27 protein-coding genes and 1 riboswitch are annotated in these 21565 nt (G+C 69.8%); of the genes, 15 read left to right on the forward strand and 12 right to left on the reverse strand.

What is annotated here, in order from left to right; all coding sequences use genetic code 11:
• Positions 1-25 precede the first annotated feature (25 nt).
• From nrdR to QSK15_RS08575, 7 genes are all read left to right on the forward strand, one after another.
• A complete protein-coding gene (nrdR, locus tag QSK15_RS08545; RefSeq protein WP_210858234.1) occupies positions 26-526 on the forward strand; it encodes a transcriptional regulator NrdR in 501 nt (166 codons plus the stop codon).
• 67 nt (positions 527-593) lie between these two features.
• Positions 594-3482, forward strand: coding sequence for a vitamin B12-dependent ribonucleotide reductase (locus QSK15_RS08550; protein WP_502889517.1), 2889 nt, complete (start codon positions 594-596; stop codon positions 3480-3482).
• A gap of 167 nt (positions 3483-3649) precedes the next feature.
• Complete coding sequence (locus tag QSK15_RS08555; protein ID WP_285793650.1) at positions 3650-4330, forward strand: hypothetical protein; 681 nt, start codon at positions 3650-3652, stop codon at positions 4328-4330.
• A gap of 132 nt (positions 4331-4462) precedes the next feature.
• A complete protein-coding gene (locus tag QSK15_RS08560) occupies positions 4463-5074 on the forward strand; it encodes a hypothetical protein (RefSeq protein ID WP_285793651.1) in 612 nt (203 codons plus the stop codon).
• 204 nt (positions 5075-5278) lie between these two features.
• Entirely contained in the window at positions 5279-5758 is a 480-nt protein-coding gene (locus QSK15_RS08565) for a barstar family protein (RefSeq protein ID WP_285793652.1), read from the forward strand.
• Between the two features lie 250 nt (positions 5759-6008).
• On the forward strand, positions 6009-6380 hold the full coding sequence (locus tag QSK15_RS08570) for a hypothetical protein (RefSeq protein ID WP_285793653.1): 372 nt from the start codon (positions 6009-6011) through the stop codon (positions 6378-6380).
• A gap of 74 nt (positions 6381-6454) precedes the next feature.
• Entirely contained in the window at positions 6455-6973 is a 519-nt protein-coding gene (locus QSK15_RS08575) for a hypothetical protein (protein ID WP_285793654.1), read from the forward strand.
• 150 nt (positions 6974-7123) lie between these two features.
• On the opposite strand, the gene QSK15_RS08580 is transcribed toward QSK15_RS08575, so the two are convergent.
• From QSK15_RS08580 to QSK15_RS08605, 6 genes are all read right to left on the reverse strand, one after another.
• Complete coding sequence (locus tag QSK15_RS08580) at positions 7124-7519, reverse strand: hypothetical protein (RefSeq protein WP_285793655.1); 396 nt, start codon at positions 7517-7519, stop codon at positions 7124-7126.
• Positions 7520-7570: 51 nt separating this feature from the next.
• Positions 7571-8422, reverse strand: coding sequence for a tyrosine-type recombinase/integrase (locus QSK15_RS08585; RefSeq protein WP_285793656.1), 852 nt, complete (start codon positions 8420-8422; stop codon positions 7571-7573).
• A 191-nt stretch (positions 8423-8613) separates the two neighbouring features.
• Entirely contained in the window at positions 8614-9012 is a 399-nt protein-coding gene (locus tag QSK15_RS08590) for a hypothetical protein (protein ID WP_285793657.1), read from the reverse strand.
• 149 nt (positions 9013-9161) lie between these two features.
• Positions 9162-9371, reverse strand: coding sequence for a helix-turn-helix transcriptional regulator (locus tag QSK15_RS08595; RefSeq protein WP_285793658.1), 210 nt, complete (start codon positions 9369-9371; stop codon positions 9162-9164).
• A 323-nt stretch (positions 9372-9694) separates the two neighbouring features.
• Positions 9695-9877, reverse strand: coding sequence for a DUF397 domain-containing protein (locus QSK15_RS08600; RefSeq protein ID WP_285793659.1), 183 nt, complete (start codon positions 9875-9877; stop codon positions 9695-9697).
• Between the two features lie 10 nt (positions 9878-9887).
• Positions 9888-10748 carry a helix-turn-helix domain-containing protein gene (locus QSK15_RS08605; RefSeq protein WP_285793660.1) on the reverse strand — a complete coding sequence of 287 codons (861 nt, stop codon included), beginning with the start codon at positions 10746-10748 and terminating at the stop codon, positions 9888-9890.
• A gap of 305 nt (positions 10749-11053) precedes the next feature.
• On the opposite strand from QSK15_RS08605, the gene QSK15_RS08610 reads away from it, so the two are divergent.
• Positions 11054-11233, forward strand: coding sequence for a hypothetical protein (locus tag QSK15_RS08610; RefSeq protein ID WP_285793661.1), 180 nt, complete (start codon positions 11054-11056; stop codon positions 11231-11233).
• Entirely contained in the window at positions 11230-11448 is a 219-nt protein-coding gene (locus QSK15_RS08615; protein ID WP_285793662.1) for a hypothetical protein, read from the forward strand. The genes QSK15_RS08610 and QSK15_RS08615 overlap by 4 nt, the downstream gene beginning before the upstream one ends.
• Before the next feature lie 89 nt (positions 11449-11537).
• On the opposite strand, the gene QSK15_RS08620 is transcribed toward QSK15_RS08615, so the two are convergent.
• Positions 11538-12437 carry a bifunctional 5,10-methylenetetrahydrofolate dehydrogenase/5,10-methenyltetrahydrofolate cyclohydrolase gene (locus QSK15_RS08620; protein ID WP_285793663.1) on the reverse strand — a complete coding sequence of 300 codons (900 nt, stop codon included), beginning with the start codon at positions 12435-12437 and terminating at the stop codon, positions 11538-11540.
• A 13-nt stretch (positions 12438-12450) separates the two neighbouring features.
• Positions 12451-12532: riboswitch (ZMP/ZTP riboswitch) on the reverse strand.
• A gap of 139 nt (positions 12533-12671) precedes the next feature.
• Between QSK15_RS08620 and QSK15_RS08625 the strand changes: the two genes are divergently transcribed.
• Together QSK15_RS08625 and QSK15_RS08630 are read left to right on the forward strand one after the other, a co-directional pair.
• Complete coding sequence (locus tag QSK15_RS08625) at positions 12672-13241, forward strand: RNA polymerase sigma factor (RefSeq protein ID WP_285793664.1); 570 nt, start codon at positions 12672-12674, stop codon at positions 13239-13241.
• A gap of 16 nt (positions 13242-13257) precedes the next feature.
• Positions 13258-14223, forward strand: a complete 966-nt coding sequence (locus QSK15_RS08630; protein ID WP_285793665.1) for a CU044_5270 family protein — start codon at positions 13258-13260, stop codon at positions 14221-14223.
• 10 nt (positions 14224-14233) lie between these two features.
• Here QSK15_RS08630 and QSK15_RS08635 read toward each other — a convergent pair whose 3' ends face one another.
• Entirely contained in the window at positions 14234-15346 is a 1113-nt protein-coding gene (locus QSK15_RS08635) for an FAD-dependent monooxygenase (RefSeq protein WP_285793666.1), read from the reverse strand.
• Positions 15347-15484: 138 nt separating this feature from the next.
• Between QSK15_RS08635 and QSK15_RS08640 the strand changes: the two genes are divergently transcribed.
• Entirely contained in the window at positions 15485-16420 is a 936-nt protein-coding gene (locus QSK15_RS08640) for a DUF2332 domain-containing protein (protein WP_285793667.1), read from the forward strand.
• Positions 16421-16442: 22 nt separating this feature from the next.
• On the opposite strand, the gene QSK15_RS08645 is transcribed toward QSK15_RS08640, so the two are convergent.
• Genes QSK15_RS08645 through QSK15_RS08655 form a run of 3 tightly spaced genes read right to left on the reverse strand, consistent with a single transcriptional unit; the run spans position 16443 to position 18842 of the window.
• On the reverse strand, positions 16443-17384 hold the full coding sequence (locus tag QSK15_RS08645) for a MerR family transcriptional regulator (RefSeq protein WP_285793668.1): 942 nt from the start codon (positions 17382-17384) through the stop codon (positions 16443-16445).
• Positions 17385-17417: 33 nt separating this feature from the next.
• Complete coding sequence (locus QSK15_RS08650) at positions 17418-18275, reverse strand: alpha/beta fold hydrolase (RefSeq protein WP_285793669.1); 858 nt, start codon at positions 18273-18275, stop codon at positions 17418-17420.
• A 3-nt stretch (positions 18276-18278) separates the two neighbouring features.
• Complete coding sequence (locus QSK15_RS08655) at positions 18279-18842, reverse strand: dihydrofolate reductase family protein (RefSeq protein WP_285793670.1); 564 nt, start codon at positions 18840-18842, stop codon at positions 18279-18281.
• Between the two features lie 138 nt (positions 18843-18980).
• Between QSK15_RS08655 and QSK15_RS08660 the strand changes: the two genes are divergently transcribed.
• Both QSK15_RS08660 and QSK15_RS08665 read left to right on the forward strand, forming a co-directional pair.
• Entirely contained in the window at positions 18981-19235 is a 255-nt protein-coding gene (locus QSK15_RS08660; RefSeq protein WP_285793671.1) for a DUF5522 domain-containing protein, read from the forward strand.
• Positions 19236-19333: 98 nt separating this feature from the next.
• Positions 19334-19882, forward strand: coding sequence for a hypothetical protein (locus QSK15_RS08665; protein WP_285793672.1), 549 nt, complete (start codon positions 19334-19336; stop codon positions 19880-19882).
• A 19-nt stretch (positions 19883-19901) separates the two neighbouring features.
• Here QSK15_RS08665 and QSK15_RS08670 read toward each other — a convergent pair whose 3' ends face one another.
• A complete protein-coding gene (locus tag QSK15_RS08670) occupies positions 19902-20591 on the reverse strand; it encodes an iron-dependent transcriptional repressor DtxR (protein ID WP_285793673.1) in 690 nt (229 codons plus the stop codon).
• A 101-nt stretch (positions 20592-20692) separates the two neighbouring features.
• On the opposite strand from QSK15_RS08670, the gene QSK15_RS08675 reads away from it, so the two are divergent.
• Positions 20693-21553 carry a sulfurtransferase gene (locus QSK15_RS08675; protein ID WP_285793674.1) on the forward strand — a complete coding sequence of 287 codons (861 nt, stop codon included), beginning with the start codon at positions 20693-20695 and terminating at the stop codon, positions 21551-21553.
• The last annotated feature ends 12 nt before the right edge of the window (positions 21554-21565 follow it).

Raw genomic sequence — 21565 nt, forward strand, 5'->3', positions numbered from 1 at the left:
GTTGATCATTATTAGGAGGTGGGCGATGCGGTGTCCGTACTGCCGGCACGCTGACTCCCGGGTGGTCGACTCGCGGGAGGCCGACGACGGCCAGCTCATCCGACGGCGGCGTTCCTGCCCGGAGTGCGGCAAGCGGTTCACCACCGTCGAGGAGGCGGTCCTCGCGGTCGTCAAGCGCAGCGGGGTGACCGAGCCGTTCAGCCGCACCAAGATCATCGGCGGGGTGCGTAAGGCGTGCCAGGGCCGGCCGGTGGACGACGACTCCCTCGCGCTGCTCGCGCAGCGGGTGGAGGAGACGGTCCGGGCCAAGGGAGCCGCCGAGATCCCCAGTCACGAGGTGGGCCTGGCGATCCTGGGTCCGCTGCGCGACCTGGACGAGATCGCCTACCTGCGGTTCGCCAGCGTCTACCGCTCGTTCGACTCGCTCGCCGACTTCGAGCGCGAGATCGAGACGTTGCGGGCCGCGGCGCGAGCCCGGGAGCAGGGCCGGGCCGATGCGGTTGAGGCCGCCGGCCGTACCAGCTGAGTCTTCACGGTTTTTCGAGAGATTGGGACGCGCGGTGGGGCACCGCGCAGACGAGGGGGGCGACGGCGTGACAACTAGCCGTTCACGAAGCAAGGCAGGCGCGGGGCTGAAGATCGACCGGGTGTGGACGACGGAGGGGGTCCACCCGTACGACGAGGTCTCCTGGGAGCGCCGGGACGTCGTGATGACGAACTGGCGGGACGGCTCGATCAACTTCGAGCAGCGGGGGGTCGAGTTCCCGGAGTCGTGGAGCGTCAACGCGGCGAACATCGTCACCACCAAGTACTTCCGGGGCGCGGTGGGGACCCCGGAGCGGGAGTGGTCGCTGCGGCAGCTGATCGACCGGGTGGTCAGCACCTACCGCACCGCCGGTGAGGAGTACGGCTACTTCGCCAGCCCGGCCGACGCCGAGGTCTTCGCGCACGAGCTGACCTGGATGCTGCTGCACCAGGTGTTCAGCTTCAACTCGCCGGTCTGGTTCAACGTCGGCACGCCGTCGCCGCAGCAGGTCAGCGCCTGCTTCATCCTGGCCGTCGACGACTCGATGGACTCGATCCTCGACTGGTACAAGGAGGAGGGGCTGATCTTCAAGGGTGGCTCCGGCTCCGGGGTCAACCTGTCGCGCATCCGTTCGTCCCGTGAGCTGCTCTCCTCCGGTGGCAACGCCTCTGGCCCGGTCAGCTTCATGCGCGGCGCGGACGCCTCGGCCGGCACCATCAAGTCCGGTGGCGCGACCCGCCGGGCGGCCAAGATGGTCATCCTCGACGTGGACCACCCGGACATCCAGGAGTTCGTGGTCACCAAGGCGCGCGAGGAGGACAAGATCCGCGCGCTGCGCGACGCCGGGTTCGACATGGACCTCGGTGGCTCCGACATCGTCAGCGTGCAGTACCAGAACGCCAACAACTCGGTCCGCGTCTCGGACGAGTTCATGTCGGCGGTGGAGAACGGCAAGGGCTTCGACCTGCGCGGCCGGCTGGACGGCTCGGTGATCGAGACCGTCGACGCCAAGAACCTGTTCCGCTCCATCTCGCAGGCCGCCTGGGAGTGCGCCGACCCGGGCCTGCAGTACGACGACACGATCAACGACTGGCACACCTGCCCGGAGACCGGCCGGATCACCGCGTCGAACCCGTGCTCGGAGTACCTGCACCTGGACAACTCCTCGTGCAACCTCGCCTCGCTCAACCTGATGAAGTTCCTCCGCGCCGACGGCGGCTTCGAGGTGGAGAAGTTCGTCAAGTCCGTCGAGTTCGTCATCACCGCGATGGACATCTCGATCTGCTTCGCGGACTTCCCGACCGACAAGATCGGCGAGACGTCCCGCGCCTACCGGCAGCTCGGCATCGGCTACGCCAACCTGGGCGCCCTGCTGATGGCCACCGGCCTGCCGTACGACTCGGACCAGGGCCGCTCGGTCGCCGCGGCGATCACCTCGCTGATGACCGGCACCGCCTACCGCCGCTCGGCCGAGCTGGCCGGCGTCGTCGGCCCGTACGACGGCTACGCCCGCAACGCCGAGCCGCACAAGCGGGTCATGCGCAAGCACGCGGCGGCCAACGACGAGATCAAGCCGACGAGCCCGGTGGCCACCGCGATCGTCCGCGAGGCGACCAAGCAGTGGACCCAGGGCAACAAGATCGGTGATAAGAACGGCTGGCGCAACGCGCAGGCCAGCGTCCTGGCCCCGACCGGCACCATCGGCTTCATGATGGACTGCGACACGACCGGCGTGGAGCCGGACCTGGCGCTGGTCAAGTTCAAGAAGCTGGTCGGCGGCGGCTCGATGCAGATCGTCAACCAGACGGTTCCGCGGGCCCTGCGCAGCCTCGGCTACCCCGAGGAGCAGGTCGAGGCGATCGTCGAGCACATCGCCGACCACGGCCACGTGGTGGATGCCCCCGGCCTCAAGCCGGAGCACTACGCGGTCTTCGACTGCGCCATGGGCGAGCGGACGATCGCCCCGATGGGCCACGTGCGGATGATGGCGGCCATCCAGCCGTTCGTCTCCGGCGCGATCTCCAAGACGGTCAACATGCCGGAGGCGGCCACCGTCGAGGACGTCGAGAAGATCTACTTCGAGGGCTGGAAGCTCGGCCTGAAGGCGCTGGCGATCTACCGCGACAACTGCAAGGTCGGCCAGCCGCTTTCGGTGGCCAAGAACAACAAGGCCACCGAGCCGGCCGCCGTCGAGACCGCGACGGCCGCGCCCGCCGCGGTCGAGAAGGTCATCGAGTACCGGCCGGTGCGTAAGCGCCTGCCGAAGAAGCGCCCGTCCGAGACGGTCAGCTTCTCCGTCGGTGGCGCCGAGGGTTACCTGACCGCGTCGTCCTACCCGGACGACGGCCTCGGTGAGGTCTTCCTCAAGATGTCCAAGCAGGGCTCCACCCTGGCCGGCGTGATGGACGCCTTCTCGGTGGCCATCAGCATCGGCCTCCAGTATGGCGTGCCGCTGGAGACGTTCGTCAGCAAGTTCACCAACATGCGCTTCGAGCCGGCCGGCATGACCGACGACCCGGACGTGCGGATGGCCGCCTCGGTGATGGACTACATCTTCCGTCGCCTGGCACTGGACTTCCTGCCCTACGAGCGCCGCGCCGAGCTGGGCATTTTCACCGCCAGCGAGCGGGCCGCCCAGCTGCGGGCCGAAGCCGACGCGGAGGCCGCCGCCGTCACCGGTGCGGACCTCACCGCGATGGCGTCGTCCGCGCCGGTGTCGTCCGCGCCGGTGGAGGCTCCGGCCAAGACCGAGGCGGTCGCCCAGCCGGCCCAGGAGATGGCCGACGTGGCCGCCGCCAAGCCGGCCCCGAGCGTGGGTTCCAGCACCGAACTGCTGGAGGCCGTCATCGGCAAGGCCGCCGACGCACCGCTCTGCTTCACCTGCGGTACGAAGATGCGCCCGGCCGGTAGCTGCTACGTCTGCGAGGGCTGCGGCTCCACCAGCGGCTGCAGCTGACGTACGCAATAAGCGCTGCCCCGGCTCCCCTTCTGGGAGGCCGGGGCAGCGCCGTTTCCAGGCTTTTCCATCCTCGGAAGCGTGCAGAGGTAAGCGCTCGGCCAGCGGCTATGCGCGTGCATTCTCACCGAGTCTCGGGTGTCGGTGCTTGGGCGTAGGTTCAGCGGGTGACTGTGTACGACATCGCCGCCAGACTGCCCTCCATAGACGTGCTGCGGGACCGCTGCAAGGCACTCGCCGTGCTGGAGTGCATCGTCGACGAGGGCGAGCCCTACTACGCCTACACCCGATCTTGGGGTGACGACGAGGCGGCACTGATGAACAACGGCAGCGGCGACGAGTGGACAGCGGTGTTCACCGCCGATGGCGCGTTCATCCGCGTGTTTGACCATGAGTCGGCGATGACGCCCTATCGCGATCCGGACCACGAGCTGTGGCCCGGACTGCTTGACGGTCTCCCGGCGGAGTTTCGTCCGCAGATCGAGGAACCAGCGTTCGGCGATGAGGAAGGCCAGTTCGTCGCCACTGCTGTCCTGTGGCGGCTCTCCGGTGACGACCGCTGGCACGCCGGCGAAGCCATCACGTTCCCTGCGCTCCGCGGACCGTACGACAGCAACGCCCCGGACGGCTCTGACCTGCTGGAGATCCTGCTCGACGACATCGTCGACCGGTACGTCGCGTTCGCCGAGGACTACTACGAGATCGAGGTCGCCCCGGCGGTGGTCGAGCACGTCGTCGCGCACCGTCCGCTTACTGACGTCGTCGTGCAAGCTGTTAACCCGAAGGCAACCGTTGCCGGGCTCTACGCGGACATCGCCGCGATGGGATATCCGATCGGGGCAGCGTGACACGAAGCGCAAACCCGGATCGCTTCGGCTGAATGCTGCTCGCTCACCGTTCCGGCTGGTCAGCCGGGCCACGCGGATCGCGGCATGAGAGTGCGCTCGTCGGCAGCACCTTTCTCGTTTACTCTGCACCGAGTGTTCGACCACGACGAGATCGTTCGGCTGTACGGGCCGTGGGAGGTCCGCACCCCACGGGACGCTGCCAAGCTGTTCGAGGGTTACTGCGGCCGTTGGTGGGTCGCCGGCGGCTGGGCCATCGAGGCGTTCACGAACTCTCCGCGTCAGCACGACGACCTAGATCCCAGCATCCCGCGTTCCGACGTCGCAGCGTTGCGCCAGCACCTTTCCGGGCGGCTCGACGTGTGGGCGGCAGACGATGGCGCCCTCCGCCCACTCTTCGGCCAGGACGACCTGCTCCCTGCGACGTGCGGCAATCTATGGCTGCGGACCAGCGGCGCGGACCCGTGGGAATACGACGTCATCCTCATGGACATCACCTCGACGAGGTGGACGTACAAGCGCGATGCCCGAATCAACCTCCCGGCCGACGAGATCCTCTGGACCCGAGAAGACATCTCCTACCTTCGGCCGGAGGTTCAATTACTCCACAAGGCCCCGGGCCTCAGACCGAAGGACCAAGCAGATTTCGAAGCCTGCCTGCCCCTCCTTGAACCGGCCCCTCGGGCGTGGCTCCGCTCGGCGTTGGGTGTCGCTCACCCGGGCCACCCGTGGATAGCTCACCTGTAGGCCGGAGACGTTGCCACCGTTTCCTGGCATAATCCGCTCATCGGCACGACCGGGCGCCGCGACGCCCGGCCAGCGGCAGATCCGGTCATACGGTCGAGGCCTGCCCGTCGTGCGGTGCTGCCTCCCGGGCACACTGAAGACCATGGGAGACAAGGCGTGCGCGAGGCCGCTGAGCTCGTGGAACTATGTCGACCGTGGGGCTGAATGATAAACAACTGGTGGAACGGCTCCACTGATCAGCTCGCGGCCTGCTCGCGTAGTGCCCTGGTCGAGCTGGCGGCGGTGCTACCGGCAACGGGCAGATTCGTCGTTGCCCGGCTTGACGGAACGAGGATGACGGATGCGGACCACGCCTTCTACGAGTTCTCCGACGCCCTGCTCTTTCCCGGCTACTTCGGCTGGAACTGGGACGCGTTGTCCGACTGTCTCCGTGATCTGAACTGGTTGCCTGCGGACGGGTATCTGATCGTTGTCGACAACGCGCCCCGGTTGCTGTCGAGCAGTGCCGACGATCAGCACACGCTGTTCCGGATCCTGTCGCGGGCCGTTCATCACTGGGCGCGCCCGCTCGGCCAGCCGGACGGCAAGGGCGTCCCGTTCAAGGTGCTGCTGCTGTGCGACCGCGACGAGGAGGCGACGCTGCTGCGGCAGGAGATCGCCTGCGCAGTCCATAGCATGCGGTGAAAATCGTCGATACTCGCGGCCGCGGCCTGCCAGCCGCTTCGGCAGAACCAGTCGTCGTAGCGACCACTCGGCGGCAGATCAGGATGCCAGGTAATGAAATTCAGTCGGAAGCGCTCGCTCCCAGGCTCCGGCCGTAGAGACACCGCTGCGATCGAGGATGATGCCCTGCGTGCCCATAGTCGATCTGCTTCGAGCTGGAGTGACCACACCGCGCCCTGACCCGGTGGCGTGTGCCGCATGGCTCGCGTCGGTGCACGAGAGCATCAGAGGAGCCGGTGGTGCGGTCACCACCTCGGCCGAGGAACCAACGGTTGGCCAAAACTATTACCGGATCAGTGCGCGACTCGGTGGCGGCAAGCCGTTGTGGATTCTTCTCAACTCCGCAGCCGCCCTGGTTGCTGCGGCTCAACAGCGAGATCGTCATCTGATCAACTTGGTGTTCGCTGAGGTCCCGGGCGGGGAGATCTATCGCCGAGCGGGGTTGCGGGTTGCCACCGCGGCGGAGCTGGAGCAACCGATCGAAGATCGGCACCTCCGGGTGCTTACCGACGACGAACGTCGGGATGTCGCCTACCACTGTCCGGGCCGTCTTGGTGACCTGCTGTTCAACTGGTTCGACTGATCTGCCCGTGAACACCTCGCGGCAGACCCGGATACCCCGTCGCGGATTGTCCGGATCAGGACTACCTTGCCTCGATGACGTTCAACTTCGGTATCCCCGGCTACCAGCCAGACTGGCGCCACGGAATCGCTGACGTCACCAGTCGTGACGCTCAGCGACTGCGGGGCCTTGTCGGCCGCAGGTTGACGTCTACCTGGGTGGTCTGGGATGACGACGACGATTCGTGGTTCGCCGACTGCCCGGTGGTGCTCGACTTCGATGAGGAGCGCCTGGAGACCAACCATCAGAAGTTCGACGATCTGTCGATCACCTGGTGCGCAATCGACGTGACCCGGGCGCCGATATGGCCGACATCGGATGGCTTCCGCCTGCGGTGGCGCGACGATGCTCCCGCGCCGTTGGCTGCTCGACGCGGGCAGCGCCTTGAGGCGGTGGAGCTCCTGGAGTACACCGGGGGCGACCTGGCGGACGGCACCGTGGCGCTGGGCCTGCGATTCGCCGATGGCTGGCTGACGATCTACAACGCGCTCGACGAGAATGGGATCGAGGTCGGCGAGCTCTCCCCGCAGTACCGCCGACACCGGTTGAACTGAGCCGCGATCCTCCGAACTCGACCAGGCAAGATGGTCAGCGGCATGAGCGGACGGATCCTGCTGGCCAGGGCGTGTCTAGAGCGGATCCAGGAGCAGCACGCCGTCCGGTGAGTAGAAGTAATCGCGCACGTGCCGAGCCCAGTCTTCAATCTACGGGTCTTCCGACTGCGACAACCACTCAGACAGACGCGCGTGCTCGTCGGTGTATCCGTTCTCCAAGAGCCACTGAAGCGTGTCGCCCCGGCCCGCTCCGAAGATGGCCTGGGCGTCGAAGCCGATGCCTAGGTCCATGTCGCCCGTGCGGAACTTCGCCCCATACAGGCGGGGTGAGTCCGCGGGATCGCCGATTAGGAACAGCAGAAAGGCCGTTACGTAGACCTGCTCGTACTCGTCGCTCTCGCCCACGTCCGGGCCTTCGCGCCACGCCCTTTCGAGGTCGAAGATCTCTCGGAGCATCGCGTGGTAAGGGCCGGGATCATCTACGTCAACCATCCGGAGCGCTTCCCGACGCGAAGCCGGACTCGAGAGGTCCAAAGACTCGGCCATGTGTGCACGCTAGTCGGGGTGCCCGCTCATCGGCAGAGCCGCGAGCGTTTGCTACGTCCCGGAGGCCATGTACGCGGCGAGGATGTAGTTGGGGTGGCGGTCGAGGTTCTTGCGGGCTCGGTCGTAGCGCATGGTGGTTCGGGGGTCGGCGTGGCGGGCGGCGATCTGCACGTCTCGGAGGCTGACGCCGGCGTCGAGCATGGTGGTCACGAAGGTGTGGCGCAGCATGTGGGGGTGCATCCTCGGCATCCGGATCCCCGCCGTGTCGGCGAGGTGCTTGAGTCGGCGGGTGGCGGCGTGCCGGTCTATCCGTCGACCGTGGGTGTTCCGCAGGATCGGCCCGCTGGTGCGCTCATCGACAGCCCGGTCGATGGCCCGAGCCACCGCGGGTGGCAGCGGGACCAGTACGACCTTGCCGCCCTTGCCGCGCACCCGTAGGACCCGGTGGCCGTGTTCCTCGCCCAAATCGGCGACATTCGAACCGCAGGCTTCAAAGATCCGCAGCCCGAGCAGGCCCAGAAGCGCGACCAGGGCGAAGTCGTTCGGATTCGAGGACTTACGGGCGGTGGTGATCAGGGCCTCGAACTGCAGGTGACCCAGTCCGAGGGTCGGCGACTCAGCCGGCACCGTGGGCCGGCGGACATAGTCGGCAGGCGAGTGCTCCAGGATGGCGTCGATGACGCAGACCCGGTAGAACCCGACCACGACCGACAGCCGGCGGGACACTGTCGAGGGTTGATACCGGCGTACGTCCTGCAGCCAGCGCACGTACCGTTCGATGTCCACCCGCACCGCCGTCAGCGGGCCAAGGCCGTGGTCGCTGCACCAGCGGAGGAAAACGTGCAGGTCGGACTCGGTATGGGCGCGCGTCTGGCCGCGATAGCGGCCCAGGAAGGCCGACACCGCGGCTCGTAGAACGAGTTGATCGGCAGGTACGACACGATAAGCCGAAGCAGGAGAGGTAGTCATACGTCACTGTGCGTCACCTGCGGTAAAGAACGCCAGCACGCCGGGAGCGGCAGATCAGTGAACGTGGACGTCCCGCCTGCATCCGGGTCCGTGACCACTGAAGACTTTTTGCGCGCCAAACTGCGTTAGAACCAGGTCCACGGTCGTATCAGTCGCCACAGGTGCCCACGCCGAGGATGCAAGAAGACCTCTATGTCCTCTAGGGCGTTGCCGGCAGTCCCCCTGACGTGAGGCCTGGCGCGCACGTGGCGGAGTGCGGGGACTACACGATCTTCGTCGAGTTGACCGTAGACCCTCGCGAGGTGCCCGAGGCAAGTGGCTGCAAGCGCCTGCACCTGGTGGTCATGGTGATCGAGCAGGTTCAGGTAGAGCTCCTGCGACACCCTCCAGTCGCCGTCGCCGTACAACGCGCATCCGACCATGGCATCCGAAGCCCCGACGATGTCGTTGCGGTCGAGAGCCCTCCGCACATCGGCGGGCGTTGCCGACGGAGGGTTATGAAAGGTGTGGTGCTCGTGGCTCATGGCCAACATCTTTGATCATCGCGGCCGCCGCGAACATCCGCTTATCGGCAGAAGCGGATGTGCCCTACACCCGGTTCTGGCTTGCTGGCTGTAACGGAACGTCACTGGCGGAACCGGTCCGGCGTGGCGTGCCGATAGGCGCCGCCGGATCAGCCCTCTTCGTCGCCCTCGGTTGGGCGTGGTGGGCGGTTGTGCTTGGCCCACTCGTCCACCTCGTCCGCGTCCCAGATGGTCGTCCCGATGAGGCGGGCGATTGGCTCAGGGAAGCCAGGTCGGCGTGTGATCTGCAGTACCCGCTGCCGCGACACGTTGAACAGGGCGGCCAACTCGCCAGGTCCGTACAAGCGCGGTCGCCTCACAGCCTGATCCTAGGTGCGCACTGGGCCGCCGGTCGGACTGGAACGCCGACAGCAGCGAGGAGGGCGGCCGTCGCCAGTCTTAGTTGGACGTTTCAGGGCGGTGATCGAACCGCAGAGCGTGATCGGCGCGGCCCCGTCGTTATGAACCCTTGTCGGGCCGGTGAACGCATCCGATCTCGACATGGGCGCCGTTGCCGCCGCTGGAGGCTCTTGCGCCACCCCGAGTGCACGGCACGCCGCTGCCCCTGACCGTGGGGCCTCCACTGCTAGGGGCCGGCCGAGGGCACGGCATGCCTGCTGCCCTAGGTATTGCGGCCGGGGAGCTACCGGATGCTACGTACGAACCCCGCCCAGGCGCCTCTCGTGAAGCGAAGGGTCGACCCGTTGGGATCCTTGCTGTCGCGCACCGCGATGCTCGTATCCAGTGCGGCGACCTCGACACAAGCGCCGCCGTTGTTGTCGCTGTAGCTCGACTTGCGCCAGACCAGGCGATCCGAAGTCTCCATGATCACTCTCTCAGGTCTGTTGCCGCTCCACGTCGTCAGCCATCCTCAGGATGAGCTTGCGCGACTCTACCGGCCCGAGAGCGGCTGCCCGGAGTCGGTCCCACAGTCGAGTGTAGGCCCGTACGGCGTCCGGCCGGTCAAGGTAGTCGGCGTCGGTGAACGTCTCGACGTAGATCACGTCCGTTGCCGCGTCGTCCCCGAAGCGCAGAATGATGAAGCTGAACGAGGCCGTCTCGTAGGTCTGTGCGTTGAACGGGAACACCTGAAGCGCGACGTTGGGCTGCTCGCTGACCTCTGCCAGGTGCAGGAGTTGGTTGCGCATCGTCGTCGCGTCACCGATGCTTCGGCGCAGCGCCGACTCACTGAGGATGAAGCTCAGGTCAGGCCCGTCGTCCTGCCGCAGAATCGACTGCCGTTCCTTGCGTACGGCAACCTGCCGGTCGACCTCGTCGGTCGGCGGGCGTGGGTGGGCGATCGCGTTCATGGCGCGGATGTACGGCTCGATCTGAAGGACTCCGGGGATGACTTCAGGCTGATACCAGCGGATCTCTGATGCATCGCCTTCGAGGTCCAGGTACTGGCGGAACCAATCCGGCACGGCGTTTCGGTAGGTGCTCCAGCGCCCGCGTTGCCGCCCTGCTCGTGCGAGGTCGCGTAGCGGCTCGGCGTCATCACCCCGGACCCCGTAGAGGTCGAGTAGCAGGTTCAGGTCGGTGAGCTTGATGCCCGACTGTCCAAGTTCAACTCTGCTGATCTTGCTTGCTGCCGCATCGATGACGCCGGCCGCCTCGTCCTGCGTCTTGCCTGCACCTTCACGAGCCCGTTTGAGGGCAAGGCCGAGACGCCGCCGCTGGATCGTCGGGTTCACCACCGGCTGATTATGGCCCGGCCGTAGCCGGTCACCGCGACACGCCGCGAAGAGGTTCCCAATTTAGGAGTCCAACTTTAGCCTGATTGCACTTCCAAAACAGGAGTCCAACTTTGGAGCCTTATGGGATCGCGGGTGCCGTACGACGACTACCTGCTGGCGGTGGCGCTGACCTTGGCTCGGCGGCATCGGCCGGTCTGGTCGTGGCAGCGGTGGCGGCGGATCTGTCGATGCGGGGCCGACCTGCCGTGTCGTGCCCGGCACCGCATCCCGATCCGGCGAGGCCACTGGCCAGGGGAGGAGCAGGAGTGACCGAGGATCAGGTCGGACGAATCTTGTCTGTGCACCTGCCCGGCGTCGACGGGCTCTGCGCCGGCTGTCGCTGGTGGTGGGCGCGGCTGTCCCCGTACCCCTGTTATCAGGCGGAATGGGCGGCTCGCTGGCACGCCCGGTCGGTCACCCGGCGCTTCCTGGATGGTCTGTCGTGACCACCCATGGCCCGGTCCTTCCGGTGTGGACCTGCGGCGGCTGCGCCGCGCCCTGGCCCTGTCGGACCCGGCGCACCGAACTGGCTGCCGAGTTCGAGGGCGCGCCCGTGTCGTTGGCCCTCTACATGGGGTCCTACCTGGTCTGGGCTGCCGAGGATCTGACCTGGGTGCCCGCCGGGCTGCTGCACCGCCGCTTCCTGGGCTGGGTCCGGTGAGTCTGATCCAGAAAGCTGGTGGGATCACCTGATGCCGAGTAGCTGTGGACGACCGGGCTGCTCAGCACCAAGTGATCTCGGCGACCGGGCTACTGGTTCGCGCGTTCGGCGGCGCGTACCGCGTTGCGGAACAGCATCGCGACGGTGGTCGGGCCGACCCCGCCGACCCGGGGCGTGATCGCGCCGGCGACCTCGGCGCACGCTTCGTCCACATCGGGCAGGAGGCGCCGCCCGTCGTAGCGGACGCCGGCGCCGATGACGACCGCGCCGGGCTTGACGTGCTCAGGCTGCACGATCCCGGGTACGCCGGCGGCGGCGACGAGGATGTCGGCGCGGCGGGTGTAGCGGTCCCAGTCGGGCACGCCGGTGTGGACGACGGTGACGGCGGCGTTGGCGGTCGGGCGCTTCTGGGCGAGCAGCATCGCCAGGGGTCGGCCCAGGGTGGCACCCCGGCCGAGGATGACGACCTCGCGACCGGAGACGGGGATCTCGTGGTACGCCAGGAGGGCTTCGATGCCCGCGGGGGTGCACGGCAGCGGGCCGGGCAGGCCGACGGCGAGGCGTCCCATGTTGAGCGGGTGCATGCCGTCGACGTCCTTGTCCGGGTCGATGGTCTGCAGCGCGGCGTCGTAGTCCAGGTGCCCCGGTACGGGGTACTGCACGAGCAGTCCGTGCACGGCCGGGTCGGTGTTGAATCGGGCGATGGCCTGGTGCAGTTCGGCCTGGGTGGCGGTGGCCGGCAGGTGCACGTGCGGGGAGTCGAACCCGAGCGCGGCGGCCTGACGCTGCTTGATGGCGATGTAACCGGCGCTGGCGTCGTCGTCGCCGACGAGGATGGTGGCGAGGCTCGGTGTGATGCCGCGCTCGCGCAGGCGGGTGGCGGCAGCGGCGGTTTCGGCCAGGACGGCTGCGGCGACGGGTGCGCCCGGCAGGAGTCGGGCCGTGCCCGACGTGTTGTGGTTGTCGACGGATGGGCTGGTCGTGGTCATGATGGTTCCCCGACGCAGGCGCCCAGGCGGTCGACGCCCGCGAGAGGCTCCCCGATGGTTTCACCATCCCCGTGCCGCCAGTCGCCGGTGCTTCGATAATGCCGCATCACCAGGGTGGTTGCCCAACTGGACCGGCAGCGCCGAGTTCCCGCCGGGCGAAAAGCAGCAGTCCGGCGTAACACCCGCGCTCCGCCGTACGAAGAAGGGGTGTGAAGGCGCGAGAGAGGACGGCCCGTGAGTGAGCCCGGCCGAGCCGATGATGACATTTCCGGCATCGGGGCCGATCCGGTGGCCTTCGAGGTCTTCTACCGGCGGCACCTGGAGGCGGTGGGCAGGTTCGTGGCGCGGCGGGTCGACGACCCGCACCTCGCCGCCGACCTCACCGCTGACGTGTTCCTGGCGGTGATCGAGTCGGCGGCCGGCTACCGACCGGACCGGGGTAGCCAGATCGGCTGGCTGTACGGGGTGGCCCGCAACGTCATCGGCGACGAGCGGCGTCGGGCGGCTCAACGGCTGCGGGTCACCGGTCGTCTGGCCGGACGGCGGGACCTGGGCCCCGATGACATCGCCCGCATCGAGGAGCGCATCGACGCCGAGTCGGCGGCCCGCCGCACCCATCGGGCGCTGAGCGAGTTGCCCGAGGACACCCGGATCCTTGTCGAACTCGTCGCCGTGGACGGCCTCACCATCGCGGAGGCGGCGACGGTGCTCGGGGTCTCGCCGGTCGCCGCCCGGGTCCGCCTGCATCGCGCCCGCCGCGTCGTCCGCGCCGTGCTCGCCCACCCTGCCGCCACCCTCGCCTGATGAGACGGAGATGACGATGAACGAGATCGAACGGTCACCCCGGGGCTTCGAGGAGCAACTCCTTCGGGACCTGACCGCACACGTCGCCCAACGGTCCGAGGCGGCGTCGGCGGCCCGTCCCGAAGGACGCCGCGCCCGGTTCCTCAGCGGTTGGCGCCTCGCCGGAGCGGTCGGGCTGGCGGTCGCGCTGACCGCCGGTGGTCTGGCGGTTCAGACGATGAGGCTCGGCGATCAGCCGCCGCCGACGGCCAGCGCGTCGGAGATCTTCCATCTGGCTGCCGACGCGGCCCGGCAGCAGCCGGAACTGACCGCCCGGCCCGATCAGTACGTCTTCACGGAAATCCTGGCGACTGTCCGGGATCTGCCGGACAGCGGCCCATACCAGACCATCCGGAACCAACTGTGGCAGTCGGCCGGCGGAGTCGCGTACACGCAGGGGCGGTACCGACCCGAGGCCGATCCGAACGGGTGGAGCGGGCTGAGGGAGCTTCGCATGAACGATGCCGGCGATCCCGAGAAGGAGCTCGACGCATTCCAGCCGCCCGCGTACCACGGCGACCTGCCCACCGAGCCGGACGCGCTGCTGCGATACCTCCGGCAACACCCGGTCGACCTGCACCTTCCCGAAGGCGCCGACGAGGACGCCGTGTACGGGGACGAGAGCATGGCGTACACCACCGCGCGGTCGATGCTCCGCGGTTACGTGCCGCCCCGAGCGCTGGCGGCGCTGTACGAAGTGCTGGCACGGGAGCCCGGGGCGGTCGTCATATCCGGCGACGTGGTGGACGCCGCCGGCCGGCACGGGGTGGCGATTCGGATGCCCGGTGTGATCGGTGGAAACGTGGACCTCATCTTCGATCGGGACTCCCACGTCTACCTCGGCACCCGCAACTCGGTGATCCGCAACGGCAAGGAGTCACTGGAGTCGGCCGCCGCGGTCCTGCGGGTCGCCATCGTCGACCGGCCGGGCCAGGTGCCGTGAGCAGCGCCGGTCAGGGCTGGGCGAACAGCGGCCCGTAGTTCGAGCGGAACATCTGCTCGCCGAGGCGGCGCATCACCAGGTCGCGCAGCGCGGGCGGGAGCCCGGTGGCCTTGTCGCGGCGGTGCGTCTGGCTGAGCACCCAGTTCGTCCGCGGGCGGCGTCGCGCCTCGAAAGCGCGCAGCGCGTCGGCGACGGCATCGGCGGCGGCCAACGACGAGGCGAGCACGACGGCGTCCTCCAACGCCATCGCCGCACCCTGGGCCATGTTCGGCGAGGTGGCGTGGGCGGCGTCGCCGATCAGCAGCACCGGTCCCCGCGCCCAGGAGTCGAGCACCACCTCCTGGTTCGGCCCGGCGTGCAGGGTGCTGTCGTCGTAGTCCAGGGCCTTGAGCATGGTGGCCACCGGCTCGCTGTACGTCGCACCCAGGTCGTCGCGCCAGCCGGGCCGCTCGGCCACCGGGCCGTCGTTGTAGTAGCAGTACGTCTGCTCGGCGCTGATCGGGATCGTCAGGAACTGCCTCCCGCGCCCCAACTGCACCGACCAGACCGGCTCGTCGTCGATCCGGGGAGCGACCCACCGGTACGCGTACTGGCCGAGGTCGCGGGCGGCGTGGCCGTCAAAGGCGAGCCGGCGGACGGTCGAGTGCACCCCGTCCGCGCCGAGCACCAGGTCGTACCGGTCGGTGCTGGTGTCGTCGAACTCGACGGCGACCTGGTCGCCCTCCGGCAGCAGTGCCACCGGCTGGCGGCCCCAGCGGATCGGGGCGTCGCCGACGCCGTCGAGCAGCGCCCGATGCAGCTGTGCCCGAGGCAACGACACGCACGGCCCGACGCCCCGCCAGAGCGCTGCCACGTCGATGTCGAAGAGGCGACGCCCGCGCTGGTTGGTGCTGCGCTGCCGGGTGATCTCCACGGCGACGTCGGCGACCGGCTCGCGCAGACCGAGGACGTCGAGCATCCGGGTCGCGTTGCCGGTGAGGTAGATCCCGGTGCCGGCGTCGGTCGGCCCGGGCGCCCGCTCGACCACGTCGATCGTCGCGCCCCACTCGCGCAGCGCGGCCACCGTCGCCAGTCCGGCGACACCTCCGCCGACGATCAGTACCCGGACACCCTTACCCCGCACGACCTGTTCCTCCCCGTTGCCCCTGCCCGCTGAGCTGATGATCAACGGCCCGGACGCGGCAGAACTCTACGAGGTGGGTGAGTCAGAGCACGGGAATGGGGGCTGAAATACCGAGGAATGGGCTGCGACGATGAGCCGATGACGACCGCTGAGGTGTACGCCGCGTTCGGTAGCCGGGAGGCGCGCGGGGTGTCGCCCACGTACGAGCGCCTGTCGCAGGCGGTCGCCCACGACGAGGCACTGCTGGCCCTGGTCGACGGGCTACCGCCGGCCAAACGGCAGCCGAACCTGCTGTTCGGCGTCGTCCGCTGGCTCGGCGGCCCGGTGGACGACCCGGTCACCTTCCACGACTACGTGCTGACGCACTGGCCGGCCATCGAGGCGCAGATGCTCACCCGGGCCACCCAGACCAACGAGGCGGGCCGCTGCGCGGTCCTGCTGCCGCTGCTCGCCGCGCTGCCACAGCCAGTGGCCCTGCTGGAGGTCGGCGCGTCGGCCGGGCTCTGCCTCTACCCCGACCGGTACGGGTACCGCTACGGCGATCATCAGGTCGGCTCCGGTGAGCCGGTCCTCGACTGCGCCGCCACCGGGTTGGTGCCGCCGGCACGCGTACCCCAGGTGGTGTGGCGGGCCGGCCTGGACCTCAACCCGCTCGACGTGACCGACCCCGACGACGTGTCCTGGTTGGACGCCCTGATCTGGCCGGAACACGCCCACCGGCGGGCCCGGCTGCGCGCCGCGGCGGCGATCGCCGCGGCCGACCCGCCGCTGCTGGTCCGCGGCGACCTGGTGGACGACCTGCCGGCGCTGGCCGCGCGGGCACCGGCCGACGCGACGCTCGTGGTCTTCCACACGTCAGTGCTCTACCAGGTGCCGGCCCCGCGCCGGGAGGCGTTCGTCCGGTTGGTCCGCGAGCTGCCGGGGCACTGGGTGGCGAACGAGGGGCCGGAGGTGCTCCGGTACGACGCGTTGCCCGCGCCGCCGAACGATGCGCTGCACAACGTTCTCGCGCTCGACGGGAAGCCGGTGGCCTGGGCCAGAGGCCACGGCCAGGCGATGACCTGGTTCGGCTGACGGGCGGGTCGCCCCGGCCGGGTCAACGAGCCGGCTCGGGCATCCGGGCGCGCAGAGCCCTGATGAACCAGTCCACCGCCGGCGCTGTCGCCGCGCCGGTCGACCAGCCGTTGAGCACTGCCAACAGGTCGAGGTAGCGGTCCCGGCGGGGGTCGTTGGCCGGAACGAGCCGGTCGAGCAACCGCTGGCGCAGGTCAGCGTCGTCCGGGTGACGGTGCAGGCGCGCGTACCGACCGGTGACGGCGGTGACCACCGGGTCGGCGTCCGGGCTGGTCGGGTCGAGGCCGGCCGTCAGGGCGGCGGCCACCGCGTCCCGGACCACCGCGACGGCGTCCGGGCGGGGCAGCCCCGGGACGTCATGATCGGCGGCGTGCTGCCGTGCCAGCAGCCGCATCCGCTCCCGGAACCCGGGGTCCCGGCACAGCTCGGCCAGCTCCAGCCACGCCTCGATCTGCTCGCTGGTGGGGTCGTCGGGCAGCTCCGGTGTCATCGAGACGATCACCCCCGGGTACGCGGGCCAGTCGTCGAGGCCGTCGAAGACGCTGCCCAGGAAGTCCGCCACCAGCTGTCCGCGCTCGTGCCTGGTGAGCTGGGCCAGCCGATGCAACTCGTCCACCTCGGCCGGGCTGGACCCGCGCCGCGCCGCCACGGTCAGCACCGCCCGGCGCAGCCGCAGCACCCGGATCTGCACCGCCAACGCCTCGGCGTGCGCGGCGGCCACCTCGGGCAGCGGCACCTCCTGGTTCACCACCCGCCGGATGGTGGCCAGGTCCACGCCCAGCTCCCGCAGCGTGCGGACCAGTTCCAACCGGGCCACGGCCGCCGGGCCGAACCGTCGGTAGCCGGCCGGGCTGCGGTCCGTCGGCGGCACGATTCCGCTGTCGGCGTAGTACCTGATGGTCTTGACGCTCAGGCCCGTCCGGCGGGCCAGCTCGCCGATCGTGTGCCGTGTCTCCCCGCTCATGCCCCCACCCTCGCGCCTCCCCCCGCTGGAGACTCAAGCACCGTCCGAGCCGGCGAGGAAAGCCGCGACCGTCGCGGTGAACGCCTCGGCGTCGTCGAGCCACGGATAGTGCCCGGCGTCCGGCTGGACGACCAGCGTGGCGCGGGGAATCAGTTCGGCGAACCGGGCCACCAGCCCCGGCGGCGCGGCCAGGTCGACATCACCGGCGAGCAGCAGCACCGGGCCGGTGTGCGCGGCGAGAGCACGACGGGTGACCGGCGGATCGAAAGCGCCGTCCGAGCTGAAGATCGCCGCCGGCTCCTCGTTGTGCTGACCGGCCTCAGCGGCCTGGTGGGCCTGCGCGGCAGCGTCCCACCGGCCGTACAGGAACGGCGCGATCTCCTGCCTCGCGTCGGGCCCGGCCCGACCGGAGAGAACGGCCTCCATCGCCGCGGCCGCCACCGGAAACCACTGCTCGCCGGCCCGGGCCTCGGTGACCTCTCGGCGCTGCGCGGCGGTCACCGTCAGCCCGACGGCTCGGACGCTCGGAGTGACCAGCGCGAGCCGGCCCACCCGGTCGGGGTGCCCGGTCAGATATCGCACTGCCAGGTTGGCGCCGGCGGAGTGCCCGAGCAGATCCAGCCGGTCGAGGCCCAGGTGTGCGCGCAGCGCCTCCACATCGTCGACCATCCGGTCGCAGCGGTACGTCGAGGCGTCCGCCGGGACCGCCGAGCGGCCGGTGCCTCGCGGATCGAGGATGACCAGCGAGCGGTGCGCGCCCAGACCGCCGAGGTCACCGAGGTACGCGGAGTCACGCATCGGCCCGCCCGGCAGGCAGACCAGCGGGTCGCCCACCCCGACCGTCCGGTACGCGAGGGTGGTCCCGTCGGTCGCGGCGAAAGTGGTGATCATCGGTCAGCGGGCCCGCTCGTGGCGGAGGAGGACCACGCCGTTGCCGAAGACCCGGCTCTCCACCAGCCGCAGCGCGGCCGGAGTCTCGGCGTCGGGGAAGAGCCGGCGGCCCCGACCCACCAGCACCGGGTGGACGTAGATCCGGTACTCGTCGATCAGGTCGTGCCGGGCGAACGTCGCGGCCAGGTCGGCCCCGCCGAGTGCCAGGTCGCCGCCCGGTTCGGCTTTGAGCTTGCGGACCTGCTCGACGTCGACCTCGCGCACCACCGTCGCGTTCCAGTCGGCGTGGTCGAGGGTGCGCGAGTAGACGATCTTCGGCATGTCCCGCCAGATCCGGGCGAACTCGCGTTCCGGGCCGCTGGCGTTCGGGTCCTGATCGGCGGTCGGCCAGTAGGCGGCCATCAACTCGTGGCTGACCCGGCCACTGAGGAAACCGCCCATCGGGGCGATCACATCGTTGAAGTGCTGGTGCAACTCCTCATCGACCTGGTGCCAGCCGATGTCACCCCCCGGACCCTCGAAGAACCCGTCCAACGACAGGCTCATCTGCACAACGATCTTCCGCATCGCGTCCCCTCCGTATGCGTCGACGGGCGTCGAACCGATCGTCCCCGGACCGTACGACGAAACCACAGGCGCGACGACGCCGGGCATGTCGCGTATCCAGCTCGGAGGCCGGGCGGTAACCGTCCCTAGACTGCTGCGGTGACCGGAGAGCGACGACCACTGGCCGACCGGCCGCTCACCGAGCCGCACCCGTCCCGGCTGCCGCCGGAGCACCCCGACCGGGCCCGAATCCTCGCCGCGCACGCCGCCGCGCTGGCCGCCGGGGAGGCCGGTTACCTCGACCCGGCGAGCGGGTTGTTCGTGCTGAGCGCCGACTTCCTGGCCCGCCGTGGCACGTGCTGCGGGCGCGGCTGCCGGCACTGCCCGTACGTGGACGACACGCCGTCCGGGTAGTCGCCTGCGGGGACTTCCGCGCGACACGGACACCCCGTACGGTGTCCGACGGACAACCGGCGGGCGCCTTCCGCCGTCGGTCGGCGAGAGGGTGGGATGTGCGCGGGCGGATCGTGGTCGCCGGGTTGGCCGGGCTGCTGCTGAGTGGCTGCGCCGACGAGGCGCAACCGGTGACGGCACCCCCGCCGGTGCCGATCGCTGTGGACGTGGCGGCGGCCTCCTCGGGCGGCGCCTGCCGACTGCTCGACTTCACGGTGATCGAGCAGGTGGTGAAGACGCGCTTCGACGTGGCGGCGTCCAGCGAACAGGGCGACACCCACAGTTGTGTGGTCCGGGCGGCGGGTGCGACCCTGCCGGAGCTGACCCTCAGCGTGACCGAGACCACTATCGACAAGACCAGCTTCGGCGCGGACCTGGTGCCGGACAAGGCGGCGAAGATCACCGGGCTGGGTCAGCAGGCGTACAAGCGGACCACCGCCGCGGCCAGCGGGCGGGGCCCCGTCGCCGAGGTGGGCTGGCTGGCCAGCGACGGACGGCTCGCCACGGTGAGCTGGACCGCGGCCCGTGGCAGTGAGCGCTCGGCGGTGGAGAAGCTCACCGGCGACCTTGTCGCACTGGCCAAGAAGGTGGACACCCGGGCGCTGTGACGCCCGGGCCCACGCCCGATCAGCCGGCGGCGACGAAGACCCGGGAGGCGACCTCGCGGGGCAGCCGCACCCGGTCACCGGAGCGGTCGATCGACACCCCGTCACGCTCCTGGGCCACCGTCACCGTGGCGCCCGGGTCGACACCGGCGGCGTGCAGTTGGCGCAGCACGTCGGCGTCCTTCTGCACGCTCTCGCAGATCCGGCGCACCACGACCGGCCCGGAGAGGCCCGGGAAGGCCAGGTTGCGCTCGCCCTCGCCGGCCTCGGTGGTCTCCGCCGCCGGCGAACCCAGCTCCTGAAGCCCGGGGATCGGGTTGCCGTACGGGGAACGGGTCGGCCGGTTGAGCAGGTCGTACACCCGCTTCTCCACCGCGTCGCTCATCACGTGCTCCCAGCGGCAGGCCTCTTCGTGGGCCTCCTCGTACGGCATCCCGATGACGTTGACCAGCAGCAGCTCGGCGAGGCGGTGCTTGCGCATCACCGACACCGCGCTGCCGCGCCCCTGGGCGGTGAGCGTCAGGTGCCGGTCTCCCTCGACGGTGAGCAGGCCGTCACGCTCCATCCGGGCGACGGTCTGGCTCACGGTGGGGCCACTCTGCTGCAGCCTTTCGGCGATCCTGGCACGCAGCGGCGGCACCCCCTCCTCTTCCAGCTCAAGGATGGTGCGCAGGTACATTTCGGTCGTGTCGACCAGGTCGTGAGACTTCATAAGGTCAGCGGCCCTCCGGTGCACGATGCTACCTCGGGGGCGGGGCCGGCGACCGCCGCCGAACCGCGTGCCGTCTCCGCGAATGGTGTTGGATGGTCGCCATGTCCGGTACCCAGCAGCCGTTGGTCGAGGTCGACAACCTCGTCGCCGAGCTCGACCAGGCCGATCCGCCCACCCTGCTCGACGTGCGCTGGCGACTCGTCGGCCCACCCGGCCGCGACGACTACCTCGCCGGCCACCTGCCCGGGGCGGTCTTCGTCGACCTGGACACCGCGCTCTGCGGGGCCCCCGGCGCCGGCGGTCGGCACCCGCTACCCGACCCGGCCGCGTTGCAGGCAGCGCTGCGGGCCGCCGGCGTCCGCGCCGGTCACCCCGTGGTGGTGTACGACGGCGGCGACGGCCTGGCGGCCGCGCGGGCCTGGTGGACGCTGCGCTGGGCGGGGCACCGCCCGGTGCGCCTGCTGCACGGCGGCTACCCGGCCTGGGTCGCCGCCGGCCGGCCCGTCTCCACCGACGCGCCCGCCCCACACCCCGGTGACGTCGTGGTGCGCCCCGGTGAGCTCCCGGTGCTGGACGCCGGGCAGGCCGCCGCGCTGGCCGCCGCTGACGACGCCGTGCTGCTCGACGTACGGGCGGCGCCGCGTTACCGGGGCGAGGTCGAACCGATCGACCCGGTGGCCGGGCACGTGCCGGGGGCGGCGAACCTGCCCGCCGGGGAGTACGTCGGGCCGGACGGCCGCTTCCCGGCGGCCGAGGTGTTGAGCGAGCGGTTCGCCGCCGCCGGGGTGACCGAGGGGCGGGCCGTCGGGGCGTACTGCGGCTCGGGGGTGACCGCCGCGCAGGCGGTGCTCGCGTTGCACCTGGCCGGTCGAACGGACGCCGCGCTCTACGTTGGATCGTGGAGCAACTGGGTTGCCGACCCGGCCCGGCCGGTCGCCTCCGGGTCGACACCAGGCCACTGACCAGCGCGTGCG

The organism is Micromonospora sp. NBRC 107095 (genome assembly GCF_030269705.1).
GTDB lineage: Bacteria > Actinomycetota > Actinomycetes > Mycobacteriales > Micromonosporaceae > Micromonospora > Micromonospora parva.